The following is a 22,941-nucleotide window of genomic DNA, read 5'->3' as shown; positions in this document are numbered from 1 at the left end:
GTAGGAGCCCGCTCGCGGGCGATGCTCTTGTGTCGGGATTCGGGATTCGGGATTCGGGATTCGGGATTCGAAAAGCATCGCCCGCGAGCGGGCTCCTACGACGGGTCAGGATCAGCCTTTGTTCGAAAACAGCGCGTCCAGCTTGTCCTCGTACGCGTGGTAGTCGAGGAAGTCGTACAGCTCCTCGCGCGTTTGCATCGTCGGCACGGCGGCTTTCTGGGTGCCGTCACGAAGCACGGTTTCGTAGAAGTTCAGCGCCGCCTTGTTCATCGCGCGATACGCGCCGCAGCAATACAGCGCGATATCGACGTTCGCCTCGCGCAACTCGTCGGTGGTGAAGAACGGCGTGCTGCCGAATTCCGTGAGGTTGGCCAGGATGGGCACCTTCACCGCAGCCTTGAAGCGGCGGTAGTCGTCCAGCGTCTTCATCGCCTCGGGGAAGATCATGTCGGCGCCGGCCTCCACATAGGCGCAGGCGCGGTCGATCGCCGCGTCGATACCCTCGACCGCCGCCGCATCGGTGCGCGCCATGATCACGAAGCCGGGCTCGGTGCGCGCATCGACCGCGGCCTTCATCCGATCGACCATCTCCTCCTTGCTCACCACTTCCTTGCCGGGACGGTGGCCGCAGCGCTTCTGGCCCACCTGATCCTCCATGTGCACGGCGGCAACGCCGGCCTGCGTGAAACTGCGGATGGTGCGGGCGATGTTGAACGCACCGCCCCAGCCGGTGTCGATATCGACCAGCAGCGGCATGCCGGTGGCATCGACGATGCGCCGTGCGTCGATCAGCACGTCTTCCATGCTGCTGATGCCGAGGTCCGGTACGCCCAGCGAGTTGGCCGCCACGCCGCCGCCGGAGAGGTAAATGGCCTTGAAACCGGTGCGCTGGGCCATGCGCGCCGCATAGGCGGTGATGGCGCCGACAACCTGCAATGGTTGCTCCTGCGCCACGGCGGCGCGGAATCGCGCGCCGGGGGAAGCTGTCTGTGTCATGGCGCCTCCGTCAAAGCCGCGATTTTAGCTCACCGCGACTGCGCGGCCGTTCTGCAGGGCAGCATATCGATAGCCACAGCCAATCGAAGCGATGCTGACAATCAATTAGATAGATCGCCCGCCACGTCGTATCTTAAGCCTCACCTTCACCAACGAGGATGCTCCCGATGTCCCTGATCAACACCGAAATCAAACCATTCAAGGCCCAGGCTCTCAAGAGCGGCAAGTTCATCGAAGTGAGCGATGCCGACCTGAAGGGCAAGTGGTCGGTCGTGTTCTTCTACCCCGCCGACTTCACCTTCGTCTGCCCCACCGAGCTTGAGGACCTGGCCGACAACTACGCCGAGTTCCAGAAGCTGGGCGTGGAAATCTACAGCGTCTCCACCGACACCCATTTCGCGCACAAGGCGTGGCACGACACCTCCGACGCGGTCAAGAAGATCAACTACACCATGATCGGCGACCCGACCCACCTGATCTCGCGCAACTTCGACGTGCTGATCGAAGCCGACGGCATCGCCGATCGCGGTACCTTCGTGATCGACCCCGCGGGCAAGATCCAGATCGTCGAAATCAACGCCGGCGGCATCGGCCGTGACGCCTCGGAGCTGCTGCGCAAGGTCAAGGCCGCCCAGTACGTCGCCGCCCATCCGAACGAGGTCTGCCCGGCCAAGTGGAAGGAAGGCGAAAAGACCCTGGCGCCGTCGCTGGACCTGGTCGGCAAGATCTGATTCATCGCGCTACCGGAACCGGGCGCCGAAGCGCGCCCGGTTTCACCTCACCACGGATGCTTCTGTCAGCGGCTTGCGCCCGGCAATGCTCCCCGCCTGCCGACCCTCCCTTCGGCGCAGGCCGCTGTCACAAGCGTCTTTTCTCCCCACGATTTCTCCGCATCCATCACTGGAGTCGCAGTCATGCTCGACGAAACCCTCAAGGGCCAACTGCAGGCCTATCTGCAAAAACTGCTGCAGCCGATCGAACTGGTCGCCGCGCTCGATGACAGCGCCAAGTCGCAGGAACTGGACGGGCTGCTGCACGAGATTGCCGCGCTGTCCGACAAGATCACGCTGCGCCGCGACGACAGCGAAACGCGCAAGCCGTCGTTCGCGATCAACCGCGTCGGCACGGACATCGGCGTGCGTTTTGCCGGCTTGCCAATGGGCCACGAATTCACCTCACTCGTGCTGGCGCTGCTGCAGGTCGGCGGTCATCCGTCCAAGACCGCGGCGGACGTGATCGAGCAGGTACAAAACCTCGACGGTGAATTCCGTTTCGAGACCTATTTCTCGCTGTCCTGCCAGAACTGCCCCGACGTAGTGCAGGCGCTGAACCTGATGAGCGTGCTGAACCCGAACATCCAGCACGTCGCCATCGACGGCGCGCTGTACCAGGACGAGGTGGAGCAGCGCCAGGTGATGTCGGTGCCCACCGTGTTCCTCAACGGCGAGGTGTTCGACCAGGGCCGCATGAGCCTGGAGCAGATCCTGGCCAAGATCGACACCGGCTCCAGCGCCCGCGAAGCGGAGAAGATCAAGGCCAAGGGCGCGTTCGACGTGCTCGTCATCGGCGGCGGCCCGGCCGGTGCCGCGGCGGCGATCTATGCCGCGCGCAAGGGCATCCGCACCGGCGTGGCGGCCGAGCGCTTCGGCGGCCAGGTGCTGGACACCATGTCGATCGAAAACTTCATCTCGGTCGATTACACCGAAGGCCCGAAGCTGGGCGCGGCGCTGGAACAGCACGTCAAGAACTACGACGTGGACATCATGAATCTGCAGCGCGCCGATTCGCTGGTGCCGGCCAGCGACGCCACCGGCGGCCTGGTCGAGGTACAGCTGGCCAACGGCGCCACGCTGAAGTCGAAGACCGTGATCCTTTCCACCGGCGCGCGCTGGCGCCAGATGGGCGTGCCCGGCGAAGACCAATACCGCAACAAGGGCGTGGCCTACTGCCCGCACTGCGACGGCCCGCTGTTCAAGGGCAAGCGCGTGGCGGTGATCGGCGGCGGCAACTCCGGCGTCGAGGCGGCCATCGACCTGGCCGGCATCGTGGCCCATGTCACGCTGATCGAGTTCGACAGCAAGCTGCGTGCGGATGATGTCCTGCAGCGCAAGCTGCGCAGCCTGCCCAACGTGGACATCATCGTCAGTGCGCTCAGCACCGAAGTGCTGGGTGACGGGCAGAAGGTCAGCGCACTGGTCTACAAGGATCGCGTCAGCGAGGAGATGCACACGCTGGAGCTGGAAGGCATCTTCGTGCAGATCGGCCTGTTGCCGAACACCGAATGGCTGAAGGGCACGCTGGAGCTTTCCCCGCGCGGCGAGATCGTGATCGACGAGCGCGGCCAGACCTCCCTGCCCGGCGTGTTTGCCGCCGGCGACGCCACCACGGTGCCGTACAAGCAGATCGTGATCGCGATGGGTGCGGGTTCCACGGCGGCGTTGAGTGCGTTCGACCATCTGATCCGCACGTCGGCGCCGGCAGCCGAAGTGAAGAAGGTCGCCCTCGCATGAAACCTGTGGGAGCGACTTCAGTCGCGATGCCTTTGCTCTGGAGCCCGAAGCAAGAGCATCTCGACTGAAGTCGCTCCCACAACCGACGCACACGAAGAGGCCGGCGAAAGCCGGCCTCTTCGTGTCACAGGAAACTGCCGCTTACTTCTTCGCGAACAGATGCTCCACGCCCGCACGCTCTTCGCGCAGTTCCTTGGCGGTGGCGTCCATGCGGCCGCGGGCGAAATCGCTGACGGCCAGGCCCTGCACGATCTCGTACTTGCCGTTCTTCACGGTCACCGGGTAGCCGTAGATCACGCCCGGCTCGATGCCGTACGAACCGTCGGACGGGATGCCCATCGACACCCAGTCGCCCTCGGCCGTGCCCAGCGCCCAGGTACGCACGTGGTCGATCGCCGCCGACGCCGCGGAAGCAGCGGACGAGGCGCCGCGCGCCTTGATGATGGCCGCGCCGCGCTGCTGCACGGTGGGGATGAAATCGCTTTCGTACCAGGACTGATCGACCAGCTCCAGCGCCGGCTTGCCGTCGACGGTGACGTGCGACAGGTCGGGGAACTGGGTGGAGCTGTGGTTGCCCCAGATCGTCATGTGCTTGACGTCGGTGTTGTGCTTGCCGGTTTTCTCGGCCAGCAGGCTCAGCGCGCGGTTGTGGTCCAGGCGCACCATCGCGGTGAAGCACTTCGGATCGAGATCCGGCGCGTTCTGCTGTGCGATCAGCGCGTTGGTGTTGGCCGGGTTGCCCACCACCAGCACCTTCACGTCGCGCTTGGCGTGGTCGTTCAACGCCTTGCCCTGCGGCCCGAAGATGGCGCCGTTCGCTTCCAGCAGGTCCTTGCGCTCCATGCCGGGGCCGCGCGGACGCGCGCCAACCAGCAGGGCGTAATCGACGTCCTTGAAGGCCACGTTCAGATCATCGGTGGCCACGATGCCGGCCAGCGTGGGGAACGCGCAATCGTTCAGTTCCATCACCACGCCCTGCAGCGCGGGCAGCGCCGGGGTGATTTCCAGCAGGTGCAGGATGACCGGCTGGTCCTTGCCCAGCATGTCGCCAGCGGCAATGCGGAAAAGCAGCGCGTAGCCGATCTGGCCGGCGGCGCCAGTGATGGCAACTCGAACGGGGGCTTTCATGAGCGATGACTCCTTGGGTGAGAGGGGCAGCGTGTGGCGAAGGCGGTTCAGGCCCGAAGCAAAGGCGTGATTTTATCACGCGGCTGTCCGGCGGCGCGATTTGGGCCGTCCAGACGGCAGAAGGCCGCCAACAGGCGTGGCGGCCTTCACCTTTGCAGCGTGGGAATGCTCAGCCGCGCTGGTCGAGCACCGCGTTCCACTCCGCCACGCGCTCGGACTGCGCCGCCAGCAGCGCGTCGACGTCGCCGGACACTTCCACCTTCTCGATCACGTCGCCCTGCTGCACGGCGTTGACCACTTTCTGGTCGTCCTCGCCCAGCACTTCGCCGAACACGGTGTGCTTGCCGTCCAGCCACGGCGTGGCGCCATGGGTGATGAAGAACTGGCTGCCATTGGTGCGCGGGCCGGCGTTGGCCATCGACAGCACGCCGGGCTTGTCATGGCGCAGCGACGGATTGAACTCGTCCTCGAACTTGTAGCCCGGGCCGCCGCGGCCGCTGCCTTCGGGGCAACCACCCTGGATCATGAAATCGGCGATCACGCGGTGGAACGACAAGCCGTCGTAATAGCCGCGCCTGGCCAGGTTCACGAAATTGGCCACCGTGACCGGCGCCTTGTCGTCGTGCAGCCGCAGGTGGATCGGACCGCGGTTGGTGGTGAAGGTGACATTGATGGTCATCGATAGTCCTTGAGGTCGGAAACGGTTTGCGCCCATGGCCATGGGCGAGGGGCTCGCACCGAAACGAGCCGCCAGGGTCGCCAAGAATAACCCAGGCCCTTCCGCGACGCAGTGCGTGCGGCAATCTCCCCGCAGCATGCAGTGGCACGGGTGAAAATCGCGCAACCGCATCCGCGGTTGCCCGAAAACTAGCTGAGCGCGACCACGCTCTGCGTCCGGCTGCTCTCCAGCGCGGCCTCGATGATGCGTACGTTGAGCAAGGTGTCGGCCAACGCCACCGGCGAAGGCGCACCCTCGCGCACATGGCGATAGACGCCGGCGAAGAACGTCTGATAGCTGCCCGCCGGCGAGGGAAACCGGCGGCGTTCGTCGCGGCCATCCACGCAGGTGTGCAGAACGCCATGCTCCGCCACCGGCTCCTGTCCCCAGTCGGCGACGTTGGGCGAAATGCCCCGATCCAGCATGTCGGCCTGCACGTCGGCGCGGGATTTCAGGAACGATCCCTCCGCGCCATGCACCACGAACCCCGGCACCGGCTCCAGCGCCAGCAGGCTGCTCTTCAGCCGCACGGTGAACGCGCCGTACAGCAGCGTCAGGTCGAAATAATCGTTGACCACCGAGCCGGGCCGGTGGGTGCGCAGGACCGCGAAAACACGCTCCGGCTTGCCGAACAGGCAGATCGCCTGGTCGATCAGATGCGGGCCAAGGTCATAGATGACGCCCGTGCCCAGCTGATCGACCTCCTTGTGCGCCTTGGCGCTGAGGTTTTTTTCGTAGCGGTCGTAATGGAATTCCGCCTCGATCAACTGGCCCAGCAAACCCTTTTCGACCACCTGCCGCACGGCGAGAAAATCACTGTCCCAACGGCGGTTCTGGAATGCCACCAGCTTGCGGTCCTGTCGGGCGGCCAGCTCCACCATCTCGACAGCCTGCGCCGACGTCACCGCGAAGGGTTTCTCCACCACCACATGCTTGCCCGCCAGCAGCGCCAGCCGCACGTGCTCGAAATGGTCCACGTTGGGCGTGTTCACCACGACCAGCTCGATGGCCGGGTCCGCCAGCATCGCCTCGACCGAATCGTGCGAACGGATGGCGGGATACGTGTTCGCCACGCGCTTTGCATGACGCTCCACCACGGAGTGCAGCGAGAACTCGTCCATCGCATGCAGGAATGGCGCCTGGAACATCCGACCCGACATGCCGAACGCGCACAGGCCGGTGACGATGGGGCGTTTGTTTTCTGCCATGTTGTTTCTCCGTGGGTGGTGCGGTTTGTTTGGTTTGGAAAGCCCTCATCCGCCTTACGTGCCGCTCCTGCGGCACGCCCTCCGGGCCGGCTTCGCCGTTCGCTTCGGCATCGGGCAACTGCTCCTGCGTTGCCTCAACTCAGGCATCCATGCCTTCGCCATGCCTTCGCAGTCGGCACCTTCTCCCGCAAGCGGGAGAAGGGAGTGATCGGCCCCTCGAAATATTCCGCTCCCTTCCCCCGCTTGCGGGGGAAGGTGCCCGACAGGGCGGATGGGGGCGCTCTTCGCCCCGAATCAGTCCGCCGTCGAAGACTTCCTGCGTCGCACCGGCCTGGCCTCGCTGGCGGCAATCAGCTGCTGCAGATACGCGATGCCCTCCTCCTCCGGGAAGAACGCCACCACGTCGGCCACGGTCAGGCCATAGCGCTTGCGCAGGGACAGAAAATCCGCCCGTGCGTTGGCGAGCCGCTGGTCGGCAGCGGGTACATCAGCGGGAAGGTGCTCCTTGCGATCGATGGCGGCGAGCTCCTCCTGGAAGCGCCGGAATGCATCATTGGGGACGGTCATGAAACTCGAAAGTGCGGGATGACGATGGCCAGTATTGTCGCATGACAGGTGCCATCGCCCGCCTGCCATGCGGATTTGATCATCAGCCCGGCGCGTCCTCCGCCGCCACGAACCCGCCGGTCTGGCGTTTCCACAGCCGCGCATACAGCCCGTCGCGCGCAATCAATTCAGCGTGGGTGCCGCTCTCCACGATCACGCCCTTGTCCAGCACCACCAGCCGATCCATCCGCGCGATGGTGGACAGGCGGTGGGCGATGGCGATCACGGTCTTGCCCTGCATCAGGATGTCGAGGCTGTCCTGGATGGCGGCTTCGGCTTCGGAATCCAGCGCCGAGGTGGCTTCGTCCAGCACCAGGATCGGTGCGTCCTTCAGCAGCACGCGGGCGATGGCGATGCGCTGGCGCTGGCCGCCGCTGAGTTTCACGCCGCGCTCGCCGACCAGCGCGTCGTAGCCGTGGCGCCCTTCGCCGTCGGCCAGCGTGGGGATGAACTCGTCCGCGCGCGCCTTGTGCACGGCGGCGGCGATCTGCGCGTCGCTGGCATCTGGACGTCCATACAGGATGTTGTCGCGGATCGAGCGGTGCAGCAGCGAGGTGTCCTGCGTCACCACGCCGATCTGCGAGCGCAGGCTTTCCTGGGTGACGTGGGCGACGTCCTGGTCGTCGATCAGGATGCGTCCGGATTCCAGGTCGTACAGCCGCAGCAGCACGTTGACCAGGGTGGATTTGCCCGCGCCCGAGGGGCCGACCACGCCGATCTTCTCGCCCGCACGCACGGCCAGGTCGAGCCCGGCGATCACCCCGCCCTGCTTGCCGTAATGGAAATGGATGCGCTCGAAACGCACCGCGCCGTTGACCACTTCCAGCGGCATGGCGCCCTCGCGATCCTGCACCGCGCGCGGCTGCGAGATGGTGGTGATGCCGTCCTGCACGGTGCCCACGTCCTCGAAGATGCCGTTGACCACCCACATGATCCAGCCGGACATGTTGTTGATGCGGATCACCAGCCCGGTCGACAGCGCGATCGCGCCCACCGTCACCCGGCCCTCGCTCCACAGCCACAGCGCCAGCGCCGAGGTGCCCACGATCAGGAAACCGTTGAGCGTGGTGATGCTGGCGTCCATCGCGGTGGTGACGCGGGTCATCTGGCGCAACTTGCCGGTTTGCTCGGCCATCGCATCGGCGACATAGGCTTCCTCGCGCCGGGTATGCGCGAACAGTTTCAGCGTCAGTATGTTGCTGTAACCATCGACGATGCGGCCCATCAGTTTCGACCGCGCTTCCGAGGCCAGCCACGAGCGGTGCTTGATGCGCGGAATGAAAACCGCCAGCAGGCCGACATACGCGAACACCCACGCGAACAGCGGCAGCGCCAGCCACAGGTCGGCCTGCGCGAACAGCACGATGGCACTGCCGGTGTAGATCACCACATACCAGATCGCATCGACGATCTGCACTGCCGAGGCGCGCAGCGCACTGCCGGTCTGCATGATGCGGTTGGCGATGCGGCCGGCGAAATCGTTCTGGAAGAACGCCAGGCTTTGCCGCACCACGTAGCGATGGTTCTGCCAGCGGATGCGGTTGGTGAGGCTGGGCACGATGGCCTGGTTCACCAGCAGGTCGTGGGAACTGTTCAACAGCGGCCGCGCCACCAGGGCCACAAAGGCCATGCCCAGCAACTCCATGCCGTGCGTGCGGAAGAAGACGTCCGGCCCGCCCTGTGCCAGATCCACCAGCCGCCCGATGAAACCGAACAGCGCCACCTCCACGATGGCCACGCCGAAACCCACCACGATGGCCGCCGCGAACGCGGACCATGCCTGGCGCAGGTAGAACAGGTAGAAGCGCCGCACCGACGTCGGCGGCATCACGTCGACCGGTTCCTTGAACGCATCGATGAGGGATTCGAACCAGCGGAAGATCATGGGGAGGCAACAAGCGGGGGATGGGATAACTTGCGTGCCCGCGCCGGGTTTCGCAAGGGCCTGCGGGGGCGACCTTTGTGGGAGCGACTTCAGTCGCGATGCTTTTGCTTTGAAACTCCCGAGCATCGCGACTGAAGCCGCTGCCACCGATCGGGCCACCGGCACGAACATGAACGCCAGCTTCCGTGGCCGGTGCCGATCCGACAGCCGCGATTGACCGCCTGCGGCGGCGCTCCGATCATGCACGGATGCCTACCCTGCTCCGTTGTCTCCTGCTTCTGCTGCTGAGCTTCGGCAGCGGCCTTTCGTTGGCCCAGGCCAGCGATCCGTCGCCGACCGTCGTCGCGCCAACGGCCACACCGGCGCAAGCGCTGGATCAACTCACCGAACAACTCGATTCGGTGCGGGCCGATCTCAAGAGCAAGGATGGCAACCCGCCATTGGCCGACCTGCGCGCCACCGCGCTGGGCGTGCAGGATCAGGCACGCCAGCTGGCCGCAAGCCTGGCGCCGCAGATGGCGGCGTTGCAAGCGCAGTTGACCGTGCTGGGGCCGGCGCCGGCCAGCGGCGCACCCGCCGAAGCGTCCGAAGTTGCCGCACAGCGGCGACAACTGGACCGGGCGCAAACCAACCTGGACGCGCAGATCAAGCAGGCGCAGCTGCTCGGCCAGAACGCGCTGCAACTGGCCGCGCAGATCAGCGGCATGCGCAACGACCAGTTTCAGGCTAGGTTGGCCTCGCGCACGGCCACGCCGTTCAGCGGCGTGTTCTGGGTCGATCTGGCGCGCACCTTGCCGGGCGACACCCAGCGGCTCAAGCGGCTCGGCGTTCGCCTTGGCAATGCGTGGGGCGACGCGTGGCAGCCACCCAACCGGCAACCGTTGCTGCTGTGCCTGATCGCTGCGGTGCTGTTGCTCGGCGGCGGCCGCTGGGCGCTGGAACGGGTGCTGCTGGAACTGGCCAAGCGCCACGTTCCGGACGGCCATTTGCGACGCAGCGCGATGGCCACGGCAGTGGCGCTGACGGCCGTCTTCACTACCGGCCTGGCGGCGGAGCTGGCCTACCTCGGCTTGAACTGGAACGACATCCTCGACGACGACACCGCCACGCTGGCCCATGCCACGGTGCAACTGGTGTGCTTTGCGGCGTATGTGGTGGGGCTGGGCCGGGCGCTGCTCTCGGTGCGGCGTCCGTCGTGGCGGCTGCCGGCGCTGACCGATCGGGTGGCACAGTGCCTGCGTCCGTTTCCCTGGTGGCTGGGCGCGGCGGCGCTGGCGTTTGGCCTGTTCGACCGCGCCAGCCGCACGATCGGCACCAGCCTGCCCGCCACGGTCGCGGCGCGCGGCCTGTTTGCACTGGTTGTCAGCGGTTTGATCGGCATGGCGCTGATGCGAATGCATCGCACGCGCCTGGCGTCAGCCAGCAGCGACGCCGAACCACAACATCGCCCCGTGTGGGTGGGCATCCTGATGGCCGCCGCCACGCTGGCGGTGGTGCTGTGCTGGCTGGCGGTGGCGACCGGCTTCATTGCGCTGGCGTTTTTCCTGGCCAGGGAAATGCTGTGGGTGGGCGTGATCGTGGCATCCACCTATCTGCTGATCCATCTGCTGACGGATCTGGTCACCGCCTTGCTGGCGCCGCAGGGTCGTGGCGGCCAGCGTCTGCAAAACACGTTCGATCTGCAGCCGCATACGCTGGAGCAGACGGTAATCGTGCTCAATGCCGTCCTGCGGGTGACCCTGGTGTTGCTGGCGCTGGCGACCGTGCTGACGCCGTTCGGCGCCGGTCCCGGCGACCTGATCAGCAGCGCGAAGCAGACGTTCGGCAACCTCAAGCTGGGCGATCTGGCGATCGACCCGGGCAGCATCTTTACTGCGGCGCTGGTGTTCGCGATCGGCTGGTACACGCTGCGCAGGCTCAAGTGTTGGCTGCGCGACAAGCTGCTGCCGAGCTCCACCATGGAACTCGGCATGCAGGAGTCGCTGGTGACCCTGCTTGGCTACCTCGGCAGCATGCTGGTGTTCGTGCTGACGCTGGCCGCGCTGCATGTGGATCTGAAAAGCATCGCCTGGATCGTCAGCGCGCTGTCGGTGGGTATCGGTTTCGGCTTGCAGGCGATCGTGCAGAACTTCATCTCCGGCCTGATCCTGCTGGTGGAGCGGCCGGTGAAGGTGGGCGACTGGGTCAGCCTGTCGTCGGATGTCGAGGGCGACATCCAGCGCATCAACGTGCGCGCCACCGAAATCCGCATGGGCGACCGTTCCACCGTGATCGTGCCCAACTCGCAGCTGATCACCCAGAACGTGCGCAACGTGACCCTGGCCAACGCTCTGGGCCGTGTACAGATCGTGTTGCCGCTGCCGCTGGACACCGACGCGGGCAAGGTGCGGTCATTGGTGCTGGAGGTGCTGCGGGCGCATCCGGCCACGCTGGAGTCGCCCGCCCCGCTGGTGCAGCTGTCCGGCATCGACGCCAACTCGATGACCTTCAGTTGCACCGCCTACGTCAACAGTCCGCGCGACGTGGGCAGCGTAAAAAGCGACCTGCTGTTCGAACTGCTGCAGCGGCTGCGCGACGCGCGCATGTCGCTGGTGCGTTCGCAGCTGGTGCGCACGCTGCCGACGCCGCCCGGGGACGCCGAACACACGGACTGAGCCGGCAACCACAACCCGTGGCAGGCGAACCGGACGGACCGGAATTCAGGGCGTGGCGACAGGCTTCAGCGTCGAATCCGGTCGCGCGATCGCATACATCGCCCAGCTGATCTGCTTGAGCAGGCCGTGGTGGTCGTCGCCGATCCAGTAGACATTGCCGTGGGTGCGGTCGGGGAGGAAATGGAATTCCGACCTGGCACCGAGACCATCGAGCACGGCCTTAAGCTTGTGCGCGGAACCGTCGAGGTAGAACGTGTCGGCGGTGCCCACGTAGAGATGGATCTTGCCGTCCAGGTCGGGCTTCAGCTCGGGCCAGTGCTGCTGCAGGCGCCAGGCAATGTCGTAGTGGTCGCGCCAGTACGAAACCACCGCCGGATCAACGTCGCCGGTGTCGCGATCGAACATCGGCACGGGCCGGCCATCCTTGCCGCGCGGTGAAAACACCCACTCGAACGAAGCCAGCTGGCCGCCGTAGCTGCCCAGCACGCGTTCGAGTTTCGCGAACTGCTCGAAGGTGCCCAGCACCTTGTCGTGGTTGCGCACCAGCGGGTAGGCCGAGCCGTCGGGCCGGCGATAGACATTGGCATGCGGCGCGTACAGGTCGATGCCGGTGAAGTCGTGGAAGTCGCTGGGGTCGGGCGAGGTCGACCAGGTGCCGCCGAAGATCTTCGGATAGCGCGTCTGCAGCCACAGCGTGGCCCAGCCGCCGGAGGAGTGGCCGTTGAGGAAGCGGCCGTTGACGTCACCATCCATGCGGTAGTGCGCTTCGAGATGCGGGATCAGCTCGGTGGTCAGCGCCTGTCCCCACGGACCGTTGTTGACCGAGTCCGCGAACTCGTGCGTACCGGTGGGGCTGGATTCGTCCAGGAACACCCAGATCATCGGCGGCATCTGCTGCTTCGCCATCGCCGTGTAGACGGTGACGATGGGGCGGATCACGCGGTCGTTGTTGCCGCCGAAACCCTGGGTGTAATAGACCGTGGGATAACGGGCGGCCGCGTTGGCGTCGTATCCGGGCGGGGTCAGCACCCAGCCGCGCATGTGGATCGACCGACCCCAGAACGCGCTCAGCAGCGGGCTGATGAAATCGACCCGTTGCGCGTGCGGGCGTGCCGCGACCACGTTTTCGCGCATCGTCGGCGACGCCGACACCGGCACGGCCCACGGGTCATCGTCTGCCGGCAATGCCTTCGCCAGCTTCAGTTTCGGCACACCGGCGGCGGGCAGGTGCAGCTTGACCACGTCGCTGACCAGGTCGCCGGCGCCACGCCCCAGGTAGTTGTAGTCGTGGTTCCCGTCGAGCACGGCCTGCACCAGGTAATCGCCCGGTGGCAGTTGCGACCAGCCGACGGGATATGCCATGTGCTCGGTGTCGACGTCGATCGTCTTGCCCGGCACCCAGTGCTCCACCTCGCGCGCCGCCACGCTGGTGACCGTGCCGCTGAACGGATCGGCATCCACCGATTCGACCGCGCTGCTCTTGCCCTTCGATTCCGCCTTGGCTGCCGCCTCGGCCACTTTCGCGTCGACCGCGAACAGCAGCAGCCGGCCCGAGGCCGGTTGCGCGCCGATGGTTCCGAGTTCGACCCGGATGTAGTGATGGTCCAGTGCGTGGTCGCTGCGCGCCTGGGCGACGCCAACCAGCAACCCGAACGACAGCAGAGCCGCCACCGCATGATGCCGATACTTCATGTCCCTTCCCCTTCAGCATGAGCGCCGCGAACGGCGCGGTGATGGATCAGTTGCTCGCCGGCTTCAATCGCAAATCCTGGAAATCGAAACTGAAATCGGTCAGCGGCGAAATCGGCTCCATCCGCACCTCGCGCACGGCCCCGTCAGGGTCCAGCGCGTAGCTGACGAAGGCGTCGGCATTCAGCGTGCGATCGTCCCAGCGCACCACGAAGGTGTCGTGCTGCCATGGCGTCATCGTGCCGACCAGTTGCGCGGTCTTGCTGAAGCGCATGCGCAGCTTGCCGTTCTGCTGGCTGACGATGATGTCGCCGTACCAGGGGTCGCGATAGGTGCCGGCGTATTTCGCCAGCGGCAGCGACGGCTTGCTGTGCTTGTCGCGGGCGGCCTCGTGCTTGGCGAAGCTGTCGTCGGCATGGGCCTGCGATTTCTTCACCGCCTTGGCATAGACGGCCACCCAGTCCGTCTTGTGATCGCGATTGAGGTAGGCATCCAGCACGCGGTAGGTCACCGCGTTGAAGGCCGCGCCCGATTCGGCATTGGTCAGCACCACCACGCCCAGATGCTGGTCGGGCACCAGGGTCACCCGCGACACCATGCCGGGCCAGCCGCCGGTGTGCCACACCAGCCGCTGCCCACGGTAGTCGGACAGGAACCACGACTCGCCGTAGCCGGAGAACTTCGGCGTCAGCGGCGCCAGCTCGGGAATCGACGGTTTGCGGATGGCGATCGGCGTCAGCATGCTCCACATCTGCTGCTGGCTTTTCTCGGAAAACAGCCGTTGCGGCTTGCCGTCGGCAGCCTTGGTGGACAACGCGCCGCCAGCCAGTTGCACCTTCATCCACCTGGCCATGTCGTGCACGCTGGAATAAATGCCGCCGGCGCCCGGATCGTTGAGCCAGGCCATCGGCGGCACCGGTTGCAGATCCTTGAAATCAGCCTTGGCGTGGCCGGTGGCCACATCCATGCCGGGTGTGATGTAGGTCTTGTCGATCAGCGATTCGTCCATGCCCACCGGCTTGAAGATGTGATCGCGCACGTAGTCGGCGTAGCTCTGGCCGGATGCTTCCTCGATCACCAGCGTGGCCACCGCGAACAGGATGTTGTCGTAGGCGTAGCCGCTGCGGAAACCATTCGCGATCGGTACATGCGCCAGCCGCTGCACCACCTCCTTGGTGGTGTAGGAGGTGGGCGGCCAATACAGCAGGTCGCCCGCGCCCAGCGACAAGCCGCTGCGGTGCGCCAGCAAATCGCGGATGCGCATCTCGTGGGTGACGTACGGGTCGGACATGCGGAACCAGGGCAGATGGTCGATCACCCGGTCGTCCATGTTCAGCTTGCCCGCCTCGGCCAATTGCTGCAGCGAGGCGGCGGTGAACGCCTTGGTGTTGGAGGCGATCGCGAACAAGGTGTGCGCATCGACGGCGTCCGGCTTGCCCAGCTCGCGCCGGCCGAAGCCCTGCGCCAGTACCACGTTGCCGTCCTTGACGATCGCCACCGCGATGCCGGGCACGTCGAACGCCTTGCGCGCGCTTTCCACATACGCGTCGAAATCCTGCAGCTGCGCGGGCAGCAGTGGGCGTACCTGGTCGTTGGTGGAGATGGGCAGCTGCGGTAACGAGGACGTGGGCGTCTGCGCCGCGGCGCCCAACGTGGCGACGCACAACGCACACGCCGCCGAGAGGCGCAAGACAAAGGGTCGCTGCAGCATCGATAACTCCATGACAGGGGCAGTCGCGCCACTATCGCGACAAACCGAGCGGCAGGCCAGCGCCGGAAGTCACGCGATCCATTCGCTACCATTCACGACAGTTGCATGCATGTCGCCGCAAACTGCGGCACCCACCCCGCCAGGCCTGTTTCCGATGGAACACCCTGACCACATCGCCGCCGGCAGCATGCAGCACGGGCCCGTCCGCGTCGGCGTGGGCGGCTGGGTGTATGCGCCCTGGCGCGACAATTTCTATCCTGCCGACCTGCTGCGGCGACTGGAGCTGGATTACGCCAGCCGACACCTGCGCGCCATCGAGGTCAACGGCACTTATTACAGCGCGCAAAAGCCGGCCACCTACGCCAAGTGGGCCGAGGCCACGCCGCCGGGCTTCGTGTTCTCGCTGAAAGCGCCGCGCTATATCACCGAAAGTCGGCCGCTGGCCCACAGCGGCAAGGGCGTGGACAGTTTCATCTACGGCGGCATCGAGGAAATGGGCGACCGGCTGGGCCCGATACTGTGGCAGTTGCCGCCCTCGCGAAAATTCGATGCCGACGACCTGGACGCCTTCCTGCAGGCGTTGCCCCGCGTGTTGAACGGGCGACCGCTGCGCCACGTGCTGGAGGTGCGCAACCCCGGCTTCCTATGCCCGGCTTATGTGGAACTGGCGCGCAAGCACGCGATCCCCACCGTTTTCACCGACTCGCCGAAATTCCCCTCGCTGGCCGACCTCACCGGCGATTTCGTCTACGCCCGACTGATGCGCAGCATCGAAGAGATCGCCACCGGCTACGAAGACCGTGCGCTGGATCAATGGGCGGCACATGCCCAGGCCTGGGCCGCGGGCCGCGACATCGACGCCCTGCCGCACGTCGGCGCCACGCAACCGGCTGGACCACCGCGCGAGGTGTTCGTGTTTTTCATCAGCAGCGCAAAACTGCGCAACCCGGCCGCCGCGATGGCGTTGCAGGAGCGGGTTGATCGGTTGGGGTGACGGGAATGGGGAATGGGGAATGGAAATGCCAGCACGCCGCAAACCCCCACCGTTCGCCCTGAGCGTAGCCGCGCAGCGGCGAACGGTTGGCAGAGCGCTGACGGAAAGGCCAACTGCCAACAAGCTCCGCGCGATTTGCGCTTTTCCGTTTCAACGCCCTGCCTTAAGCTGAAGCGCCCCGCCCGCCGACCCGCCATGCGCCGATTCCATCCGCTGATCCTGCTTGCCGCGCTGGTGGTTGCGCTGGTCATGTGGCGACAGCCACCGTCGACCTCGCCGGGGACGGCCCCTTCCGCGCCGGAAGTCGCCAGCCAGATCGACCACGCAGGCGATTCGTCGACACTGCCGGCGTTCCTGCCGCCCGCGGCTCGCGATACCTTGCGCCGCATCGCCAGCGGCGGGCCCTTCGCCCATGGCCAGGATGGCGCCGTGTTCGGCAATTACGAGCGCCACCTGCCGCAACAGCCGCGCGGCTATTACCACGAGTACACCGTGGAAACGCCCGGCGCGCGCAACCGCGGCGCGCGGCGCATCATCACCGGCGACACACCGCCGCGGGTCTATTACTACACCGACGATCATTACCGCAGCTTCCGCCGCTTCACGCTACAGCCATGAGCGCGCACCGTTTCGATCTTGACCTGACCCAACCCGCGCAAAGCGGCGTGTATTTCGTCGGCACCGCCGATCTCGACCGGTTGGCGAAGGCGGCGCGGCGCGACGAGCTGCAGGTGTGCCGCACGGACCTCGGCGGCTGCGCGGACAAGCACGAACTGCTGCAGCGCCTGGCGGTTTCGCTGACGCTGCCAGCCAGCTTCGGCCACAACTGGGATGCGCTGGCCGACTGCCTGCGCGACATGGGCTGGTTGCCTGCGTGGGGCTACGTGCTGCTGTTCGAACGCGGCGACGACCTGCGCAACGCCGCACCGGAAGATTTCACCACCCTGCTCGGCGTGCTGGACGATGCAGCCACCTTCGGTGCCGACCACGACAAACCCTGGTTCGCGTTTCTGGCTCTGCCCGATGAGGCGTTCGACGGCAGCTGATCGTGTCACGCTACGCCTTTGCCAACGCGCCCATCACCCTGGATACCCATGCAAACGATCGATTTCGAACTGGAAGGCAGCTACGTCGAGCTGAACATGCTGCTGAAGCTGGTCGGCCTGTGCGACAGCGGCGGCGCCGGCAAGCGGCTGGTGGCCGAGGGCGACGTCAAGGTCGACGGCGTGGTGGAGTTGCGCAAGACGTGCAAGATCGTGGCCGGACAAACGGTGACGCTCGGCGATGTGGAAATTCGGGTACTGGCGGATCCCGAAGGCTGAGAGCAGGCCTCGATATAGTGCTTCTCCCGCTTGCGGGAGAAGCTGCCCGAAGGGCTGAAGAGGGCGCTTTTCTGCATGGCAGATGGCAGAAGCGGAAGCAAGAGCGCCCTCATCCGCCCTTTCCCTTCTCCCGCGAGCGGGAGAAGGGAAAGGGCGTGTTTCCCGCAACGCCTTGCCTCAGGCCGGCAGTTCGTCCAGCCGCCGGTCCAGGTCGGCATGGAGCGGCAGGCGCAGCCTGAAGCGCTGCTCCAGCACCCGGCGGATTTCCGCGCCATCGCGCAATGTCCGGTGTTCCGGCTCATGGCCTGACCGGCGCACGGTGAACTCGCGGTCGAGCAGGCTCAGCCGGTTGTCACCGTCGACACGGGCGGCGATGAGGTGGGCGGTGAAGCGCGACGCGGGATAGGTGGACACGTAATGGTTGGCGACCACTAGGTCGACCGGATACGGCGTGTGCAGGTCGAAGCGGTACAGCGGGCGCCAGACACCGTGCACCCGCGATTGCATGCACCAGTCGCTGTCCATCCGCACCAGGCGGAAGGGTTCGAGCGGTGTCGGTTGTTCGATATCCGCCTGCAGGCGCAGGGCGTCGGTGAGGGTCTGGCTGCCGAATCCCACGTCGACCAATCGGGTTTCGCCGTCCAGATCCACGCGCAGCAGCATGTGTGTCTGTGCCGTCATGGTGTCGTCGGTTTGCCGCCACAGCACTCGCGCGATCAACGCGGAGACCTCGAAACCGATGGCCCGCAACGCGGCTTGCAGCAGCAGGTTCTGTTCGAAGCAGTAGCCGCCGCGGCCGTCGTGGAGCAGTTTGCGCTCGATCGCGGGGAGTTCCAGATCGACCCGCAGGCCAAGCCAGGGAGTGAGGTTTTCGAAGGGAATGGCGGCCGCATGGGCCGCTACCAGCCCGCGCAGGGTCGGCAGGTCGGGTGCCGCGGTGGCGCGATAGTCGATGCGCCGCAGGTAGGCGTCCAGGTCGATGGGCGGGTGCATGCGGGTGGCCGTCGTGATGGATCACCCAACGGTAGCACCGCCGGGATTGCAGCGACCCATGTGACGCCGATCAGTCGTGGTCGTGCGCGTGCTGCATCGTGTCCAGCGCCAGCGCCGAATGCGCGTAGGCGCCGCCCGCGCGCATCTCCGCCGCCACCCAGATCGCCTCCATGATCTGCTGCTCGCTGGCGCCCTGCTTCAACGCTTCGGCGGTGTGGCCCTTGATGCAGTACAGGCACTGGGTGACATGCGCCACCGCCACGGCAATCAGCTGCTTGGTGACGGCCGGCACGGCGCCTTCGGCAAACACGGCGGCGCTGAACGCCTTGAATGCCTTCAGCGGCTCGGGTGCCAGCTCGCGGCGTTTGCGCGCCAGCTCGGCGCTGGCTTGGGGATAGATGGGAGTGTCCATGGTTGTGCTCCGTGGGGAATCGGCTTCCGGTTCGATCGCAAGATATCGAACGGGGATCAGGAAGGCGGCGGCGAGACGCCTTGCACCCAGCTCGGCGGGTCGCTGGCGGGAAAGCTCTGCGCCAGTTCCTCGTCGATGCGCTGCTCACGCTGCAGCGTCAATTCCATCGCGGAAAGGCCGGACCCGCCGATACCGCCGCGCTCCGGCACAACGGCATGGCGATGCAAGGGACGGTGAAACGCGGACATGGCGATACCTCCTGGTGAACGAACGACGAAACCGCCACCGGGCCTGCCGTGCCTGGCGCTCACAACCCCAGGTTGTTGTGCTCCAGCACGCGCTCGGCGCGATAGCTTGAACGAACCAGCGGCCCGGCCACGGCTTCGAGAAAACCCTTGGCCAGGGCCAGCTCGCGGTACTGGCGAAATTCCTCCGGTGTCACGAAACGTTGCACGGCCAGGTGATGCGGGCTCGGCCGCATGTACTGGCCGAGGGTGACCACGTCGACATTGGCGGCGCGGATGTCGTCCAGGGTGCGGTCGATCTCCTCGTCGGTTTCGCCCAGCCCCAGCATCAGGCTGGTCTTGGTCAGCGTCTTCGGCGCGTGGCGCTTGGCAAAGGCCAGCACGTCCAGCGTCTGCGCGTAACCGGCGCGCGGGTCGCGCACGGGATGGGTCAGGCGTTCCACCGTTTCCAGGTTCTGCGCATACGTGGCCAGCCCTGCATCGAGCACCGTCGCCACGTCGGCATGCCGGCCGGCGAAATCGGGGGTCAGCGCCTCCACCGCGGTTTGCGGCGAGCGCTGGTGGATGGCCCGCACGCAGGCGGCGTAATGGGCGGCGCCGCCGTCGGCCAGGTCATCGCGGTCGACCGAGGTCAGCACCACGTAGTTGAGCCCCATCAAGGCCACCGCGTCGGCCACCTGCATCGGCTCCAGCGGGTCGAGCCAGCCGTTGGGGTTGCCGGTGCTGACCGAGCAGAAGCGGCAGGCGCGCGTGCACACCGAGCCCATCAGCATCAGCGTGGCGGTGCCGCGACCCCAGCATTCGGCGATGTTGGGGCATTTCGATTCGGCGCAGACGGTGTGCAGGTTGTGGCTGCGCACGATCTCGTGCACTTCCTCGTAGCGGGCGCCGGTGGGCAGTTTTATGCGCAGCCACGGCGGTTTATGCCCGATGTCGGGCGTGGCGCTGCCGGCGTTGGGGCGGATGCCGCCCTTGATCGCACGGGTGCCCTGCGGGCTGATGAACTTGGTGCCGTCGGGGACGCGGGTGGGTTGCGGGTCACTGGACATGGGCGAAGTGTCGCGCGTACTTGCGCGACCCGCCATGACATGTATCAGGCGCCACCCCGCCGGTGGCTACAGGCCGCGCTTCGGCGGTACCAGCCGCAGCTTGGTCGGCACGCGAAGCGAGCGCGGTGACATCAGCTTTTCGATGGCACTGGCCGTCAATGGGTACGAATACAGGTAACCCTGCCCCTCGTTGCAGCCGGCGCGCATCAGGAACTCGTGTTGCGCCTCGGTCTCGATGCCCTCGGCGATGGTCTTCAGGCCCAGGCTGCGCGACATCGCCAGCATGGCTTCGACGATCGCCACGTCGTCGGTACTTTCCGGCAGGCCGGACACGAACGAGCGGTCGATCTTCAGATACGCCACCGCCGGCAACTTCAGATACGCCATGGAGGAATAGCCGGTGCCGAAATCGTCGACTGCCACCTCCAGTCCCAGCGCATGCAGCGCACGCATGGTGCGCTCGGTGTCGTCGCCCATCCGCAACATGGCGCTTTCGGTGATCTCCAGCATCAGCCGCCCGGGCGGCACCCGCCGCTGCTGCATCGCGCGGCTCACGCCATCGACGAAGGCCGTGTGGCCGAACCCGCGCGCCGACACGTTCACGGCCACGCGCACCGGCGGCATGCCGGCCAGGTCCCACGCCTCGATCTGGGCGCAGGCGGTCTGCATCACCCATTCGTCGATGCGGCGGATCAGGCCCAGGCTTTCGGCCACCGGGATGAACTCGCTGGGCAGCACCTCGCCGCGGTCGGGATGCTGCCAGCGCACCAGCGCCTCGACCGCCACGATGCGGCCCGTGCGCATTTCGATGCTGGGCTGGTAAACCAGCCGGAATTCCTCGCGAACCAGCGCCTGGCGCAGCTCGGTGGCCAGCAGCAGGCGGCGGCTGGTGCTGGCGTGCATCATCGGCGTGTAGAAGCGCAGCGTGTTGCGCTCCTCGGTCTTGGCGGCGTACATCGCCGCGTCGGCGTTGGCGACCAGGGTCGCCGCGTCCAGCCCGTCCAGCGGGTAGCCGGCGATGCCGATACTTGCGCTCAGCACGATCTCGTAGTCGTCCACCAGCAGCGGCTCGGACAGCACCGCCAGCAGCCGCTCGGCCATCACCCGCGCATCCTCGCGCAGGTTGAGGTGATGGATCAGCACGGTGAATTCGTCGCCGCCAATGCGCCCGGCCACATCGCCCTCGGACAACTGGCGGCGGATGCGCTCGGCCACTTTCACCAGCAACCGGTCGCCGATCGCGTGGCTGTAGCTGTCGTTGACGATCTTGAACGCATCCAGATCGATGAACAGCACCACGGTGGCCAGCCGCTCGCGCTCGGCAACGGCAATGGCGTCGGTGCAATACCGTTCGAACTCCGCCCGGTTGACCAGACCGGTGAGCGGATCATGCCGGGCCAGGTGTTCCAGCCGCTGCTGCTGCTGTTTGGTGGCGGAGATATTGGTGAACACCGCCACGTAATAGAGCACCTGGTGTTCGGTATCGCGGATGGCGCTGATGCTGAGCTGCTCGGGGTAGCTGGTGCCGTCGCGCCGGACGCTTTGCACCTCGCCCAGCCAGTTCCTGCCGGCGGCAATGTCATCCCATATCGACTGCGGCAGGCTGTGGCCATCGGGCAGGCGGCGCGTGGCGTCGAAGCGCTTGTCGCGCACGGCATCGGCTTCGAAACCGGTGAGCTGCTCGTGCGCGTCGTTGACGGAAATGATCCGCCGCTGCGGGTCGGCAATGATCACGCCCTCGGCGATACTGGCCAGCGCCTCGGCGGCGATGCGCCGCTCCCGCTCCATCGCCACCCGCTCGGAAATGTCGCGGATGATCGCCTGGCGCACACGCCGGTCGCCCCAATTGACCAGGCTGCACTGCGTTTCCACCGGCAGCTTGGTGCCATCGGCGCCCAGCAAGCCGTTGATGGCGGCGCGGCCTTCCAGCTGGGACACCGTCTGGGTGAACAGGTGCACGAAGCGATCGCCGATCAACTCGCCGGCACGCCGCCCCGTCCATTCCGATGCGGCCCGGTTGGCGTCCAGGATACGACCGCTGCTTTCATCCACCATCACGATCGCGTCCGAAGCGCTGTCGAACAGCAGCCGGTAACGCTCCTCGGTACCGCGGATGCTGGCCAGCGTGCGTCGGGCCATGAGTATCCACAGCAAGGCGGCGATAGCGGCCGCAGCCAGCACGCCACCAAATAGCACCTGGCCCATCCAAGTGGCGCCCAGGGCGATTTTCAGCGAAAACAGATTGCTGCGCGGTTCGATGTAGCTGTTTATCGTACCGATCCGTGCACGCTGACGCGTGACCTCCTGAGCCGGCATGGCGCCCATTGCATGGGCACGCTGCAATTCGAGTGCGATGGTTTCCAGTTCGGCGACGGCGTTGTCGGTGGATCGCCAAGCCTCCAGTGCATCGCGCATGTACGGCGCGTCGGAAAAATGATGCAGCATGAAAATCACGCCGGGGATGGCGGTGGGCATCGCATTGGCCCGGCGCAACGCATTCACGGTGGCGTCGTAGTCGTAGTGCCCCGAGATGATGTTGTCGCGCGCCCAGCGGTCGGTATTCAGTACGGTCAGGTTGCGCTGAAAATCGCGAAGGTCCGTCGCCGATCCGCTGCTTGCATAGGCATCCAGATCGACCACCGCCTGCTTCTGCGCCTTCGACCAGACGCTCTCGCCGTTGAGAAAGCCGGCGAGGGCCACCTGTGTCTGCAGCGCCACCCAGGTCAATGCCAGGATGAGCGCCACCATGGCCAGCAATGCATAGACCAGCGGCATCAAACGCCGCGACAGAGGCCGCTGCAAGGTAATCGGAAAAGTGCGC

At 66.0% G+C, this 22,941-nt stretch carries 20 protein-coding genes; 7 read left to right on the top strand and 13 right to left on the bottom strand.

Annotated features, from left to right (window positions below; all coding sequences use genetic code 11):
• Positions 1-111: 111 nt before the first annotated feature.
• A complete protein-coding gene (gene prpB / locus UU9_RS13250; RefSeq protein ID WP_007082268.1) occupies positions 112-996 on the bottom strand; it encodes a methylisocitrate lyase in 885 nt (294 codons plus the stop codon).
• Between the two features lie 167 nt (positions 997-1,163).
• On the opposite strand from prpB, the gene ahpC reads away from it, so the two are divergent.
• Together ahpC and ahpF are read left to right on the top strand one after the other, a co-directional pair.
• On the top strand, positions 1,164-1,727 hold the full coding sequence (gene ahpC / locus UU9_RS13245; protein WP_007082267.1) for an alkyl hydroperoxide reductase subunit C: 564 nt from the start codon (positions 1,164-1,166) through the stop codon (positions 1,725-1,727).
• Between the two features lie 183 nt (positions 1,728-1,910).
• Complete coding sequence (gene ahpF, locus UU9_RS13240) at positions 1,911-3,506, top strand: alkyl hydroperoxide reductase subunit F (protein ID WP_007082266.1); 1,596 nt, start codon at positions 1,911-1,913, stop codon at positions 3,504-3,506.
• 141 nt (positions 3,507-3,647) lie between these two features.
• On the opposite strand, the gene UU9_RS13235 is transcribed toward ahpF, so the two are convergent.
• The 5 genes from UU9_RS13235 to UU9_RS13215 form a co-directional block, all read right to left on the bottom strand.
• Positions 3,648-4,634: a malate dehydrogenase gene (locus UU9_RS13235; RefSeq protein ID WP_007082265.1), complete on the bottom strand. Its 987-nt coding sequence runs from the start codon at positions 4,632-4,634 to the stop codon at positions 3,648-3,650.
• A gap of 169 nt (positions 4,635-4,803) precedes the next feature.
• Positions 4,804-5,313, bottom strand: a complete 510-nt coding sequence (locus UU9_RS13230; RefSeq protein WP_007082264.1) for a peptidylprolyl isomerase — start codon at positions 5,311-5,313, stop codon at positions 4,804-4,806.
• Between the two features lie 188 nt (positions 5,314-5,501).
• The gene (locus UU9_RS13225; RefSeq protein ID WP_007082263.1) at positions 5,502-6,560 is read right to left on the bottom strand and encodes a Gfo/Idh/MocA family protein; all 1,059 of its coding nucleotides are present in this window, start codon (positions 6,558-6,560) and stop codon (positions 5,502-5,504) included.
• Positions 6,561-6,854: 294 nt separating this feature from the next.
• Entirely contained in the window at positions 6,855-7,127 is a 273-nt protein-coding gene (locus tag UU9_RS13220) for a hypothetical protein (RefSeq protein WP_007082262.1), read from the bottom strand.
• Between the two features lie 82 nt (positions 7,128-7,209).
• Positions 7,210-9,051 (bottom strand): ABC transporter ATP-binding protein, encoded by a 1,842-nt coding sequence (locus UU9_RS13215; protein ID WP_007082261.1) that lies wholly within the window; start codon positions 9,049-9,051, stop codon positions 7,210-7,212.
• Between the two features lie 248 nt (positions 9,052-9,299).
• On the opposite strand from UU9_RS13215, the gene UU9_RS13210 reads away from it, so the two are divergent.
• A complete protein-coding gene (locus UU9_RS13210) occupies positions 9,300-11,705 on the top strand; it encodes a DUF3772 domain-containing protein (protein ID WP_040671018.1) in 2,406 nt (801 codons plus the stop codon).
• A 45-nt stretch (positions 11,706-11,750) separates the two neighbouring features.
• On the opposite strand, the gene UU9_RS13205 is transcribed toward UU9_RS13210, so the two are convergent.
• On the bottom strand, positions 11,751-13,397 hold the full coding sequence (locus UU9_RS13205; RefSeq protein WP_007082259.1) for an alpha/beta hydrolase: 1,647 nt from the start codon (positions 13,395-13,397) through the stop codon (positions 11,751-11,753).
• A gap of 46 nt (positions 13,398-13,443) precedes the next feature.
• Positions 13,444-15,105 carry a serine hydrolase gene (locus UU9_RS13200; RefSeq protein ID WP_007082258.1) on the bottom strand — a complete coding sequence of 554 codons (1,662 nt, stop codon included), beginning with the start codon at positions 15,103-15,105 and terminating at the stop codon, positions 13,444-13,446.
• 154 nt (positions 15,106-15,259) lie between these two features.
• On the opposite strand from UU9_RS13200, the gene UU9_RS13195 reads away from it, so the two are divergent.
• The 4 genes from UU9_RS13195 (at position 15,260) to UU9_RS13180 (ending at position 17,421) form a co-directional block, all read left to right on the top strand.
• Positions 15,260-16,099, top strand: coding sequence for a DUF72 domain-containing protein (locus UU9_RS13195; RefSeq protein ID WP_007082257.1), 840 nt, complete (start codon positions 15,260-15,262; stop codon positions 16,097-16,099).
• Positions 16,100-16,294: 195 nt separating this feature from the next.
• Entirely contained in the window at positions 16,295-16,717 is a 423-nt protein-coding gene (locus UU9_RS13190; protein WP_007082256.1) for a guanyl-specific ribonuclease, read from the top strand.
• On the top strand, positions 16,714-17,145 hold the full coding sequence (locus UU9_RS13185; RefSeq protein WP_007082255.1) for a barstar family protein: 432 nt from the start codon (positions 16,714-16,716) through the stop codon (positions 17,143-17,145). Before UU9_RS13190 ends, UU9_RS13185 begins: the two co-directional genes overlap by 4 nt.
• Positions 17,146-17,193: 48 nt before the next feature.
• Positions 17,194-17,421 carry an RNA-binding S4 domain-containing protein gene (locus tag UU9_RS13180; RefSeq protein ID WP_007082254.1) on the top strand — a complete coding sequence of 76 codons (228 nt, stop codon included), beginning with the start codon at positions 17,194-17,196 and terminating at the stop codon, positions 17,419-17,421.
• Positions 17,422-17,598: 177 nt separating this feature from the next.
• Here UU9_RS13180 and UU9_RS13175 read toward each other — a convergent pair whose 3' ends face one another.
• From UU9_RS13175 to UU9_RS13155, 5 genes are all read right to left on the bottom strand, one after another.
• Complete coding sequence (locus tag UU9_RS13175) at positions 17,599-18,414, bottom strand: arylamine N-acetyltransferase family protein (protein ID WP_007082253.1); 816 nt, start codon at positions 18,412-18,414, stop codon at positions 17,599-17,601.
• A 70-nt stretch (positions 18,415-18,484) separates the two neighbouring features.
• A complete protein-coding gene (locus UU9_RS13170) occupies positions 18,485-18,826 on the bottom strand; it encodes a carboxymuconolactone decarboxylase family protein (protein WP_007082252.1) in 342 nt (113 codons plus the stop codon).
• A gap of 56 nt (positions 18,827-18,882) precedes the next feature.
• Entirely contained in the window at positions 18,883-19,074 is a 192-nt protein-coding gene (locus tag UU9_RS13165; protein WP_007082251.1) for a hypothetical protein, read from the bottom strand.
• 59 nt (positions 19,075-19,133) lie between these two features.
• Positions 19,134-20,120, bottom strand: a complete 987-nt coding sequence (gene lipA / locus UU9_RS13160) for a lipoyl synthase (protein ID WP_007082250.1) — start codon at positions 20,118-20,120, stop codon at positions 19,134-19,136.
• 66 nt (positions 20,121-20,186) lie between these two features.
• Positions 20,187-22,895 carry a putative bifunctional diguanylate cyclase/phosphodiesterase gene (locus UU9_RS13155; protein WP_040671028.1) on the bottom strand — a complete coding sequence of 903 codons (2,709 nt, stop codon included), beginning with the start codon at positions 22,893-22,895 and terminating at the stop codon, positions 20,187-20,189.
• Positions 22,896-22,941: the final 46 nt, after the last annotated feature.

Source organism: Rhodanobacter fulvus Jip2, from assembly GCF_000264315.1.
Taxonomy (GTDB): domain Bacteria; phylum Pseudomonadota; class Gammaproteobacteria; order Xanthomonadales; family Rhodanobacteraceae; genus Rhodanobacter; species Rhodanobacter fulvus.
This window is presented reverse-complemented; position numbering and strand designations above follow the sequence as displayed.

Excerpts from the sequence above, each read along its gene's own strand:
- prpB (WP_007082268.1), bottom strand. The coding sequence starts at position 996 with ATGACACAGACAGCTTCCCCCGGCGCGCGATTCCGCGCCGCCGTGGCG.
- ahpC (WP_007082267.1), top strand. The coding sequence starts at position 1,164 with ATGTCCCTGATCAACACCGAAATCAAACCATTCAAGGCCCAGGCTCTC.
- ahpF (WP_007082266.1), top strand. The coding sequence starts at position 1,911 with ATGCTCGACGAAACCCTCAAGGGCCAACTGCAGGCCTATCTGCAAAAA.
- UU9_RS13235 (WP_007082265.1), bottom strand. The coding sequence starts at position 4,634 with ATGAAAGCCCCCGTTCGAGTTGCCATCACTGGCGCCGCCGGCCAGATC.
- UU9_RS13230 (WP_007082264.1), bottom strand. The coding sequence starts at position 5,313 with ATGACCATCAATGTCACCTTCACCACCAACCGCGGTCCGATCCACCTG.
- UU9_RS13225 (WP_007082263.1), bottom strand. The coding sequence starts at position 6,560 with ATGGCAGAAAACAAACGCCCCATCGTCACCGGCCTGTGCGCGTTCGGC.
- UU9_RS13220 (WP_007082262.1), bottom strand. The coding sequence starts at position 7,127 with ATGACCGTCCCCAATGATGCATTCCGGCGCTTCCAGGAGGAGCTCGCC.
- UU9_RS13215 (WP_007082261.1), bottom strand. The coding sequence starts at position 9,051 with ATGATCTTCCGCTGGTTCGAATCCCTCATCGATGCGTTCAAGGAACCG.
- UU9_RS13210 (WP_040671018.1), top strand. The coding sequence starts at position 9,300 with ATGCCTACCCTGCTCCGTTGTCTCCTGCTTCTGCTGCTGAGCTTCGGC.
- UU9_RS13205 (WP_007082259.1), bottom strand. The coding sequence starts at position 13,397 with ATGAAGTATCGGCATCATGCGGTGGCGGCTCTGCTGTCGTTCGGGTTG.
- UU9_RS13200 (WP_007082258.1), bottom strand. The coding sequence starts at position 15,105 with ATGCTGCAGCGACCCTTTGTCTTGCGCCTCTCGGCGGCGTGTGCGTTG.
- UU9_RS13195 (WP_007082257.1), top strand. The coding sequence starts at position 15,260 with ATGGAACACCCTGACCACATCGCCGCCGGCAGCATGCAGCACGGGCCC.
- UU9_RS13190 (WP_007082256.1), top strand. The coding sequence starts at position 16,295 with ATGCGCCGATTCCATCCGCTGATCCTGCTTGCCGCGCTGGTGGTTGCG.
- UU9_RS13185 (WP_007082255.1), top strand. The coding sequence starts at position 16,714 with ATGAGCGCGCACCGTTTCGATCTTGACCTGACCCAACCCGCGCAAAGC.
- UU9_RS13180 (WP_007082254.1), top strand. The coding sequence starts at position 17,194 with ATGCAAACGATCGATTTCGAACTGGAAGGCAGCTACGTCGAGCTGAAC.
- UU9_RS13175 (WP_007082253.1), bottom strand. The coding sequence starts at position 18,414 with ATGCACCCGCCCATCGACCTGGACGCCTACCTGCGGCGCATCGACTAT.
- UU9_RS13170 (WP_007082252.1), bottom strand. The coding sequence starts at position 18,826 with ATGGACACTCCCATCTATCCCCAAGCCAGCGCCGAGCTGGCGCGCAAA.
- UU9_RS13165 (WP_007082251.1), bottom strand. The coding sequence starts at position 19,074 with ATGTCCGCGTTTCACCGTCCCTTGCATCGCCATGCCGTTGTGCCGGAG.
- lipA (WP_007082250.1), bottom strand. The coding sequence starts at position 20,120 with ATGTCCAGTGACCCGCAACCCACCCGCGTCCCCGACGGCACCAAGTTC.
- UU9_RS13155 (WP_040671028.1), bottom strand. The coding sequence starts at position 22,895 with ATGCCGCTGGTCTATGCATTGCTGGCCATGGTGGCGCTCATCCTGGCA.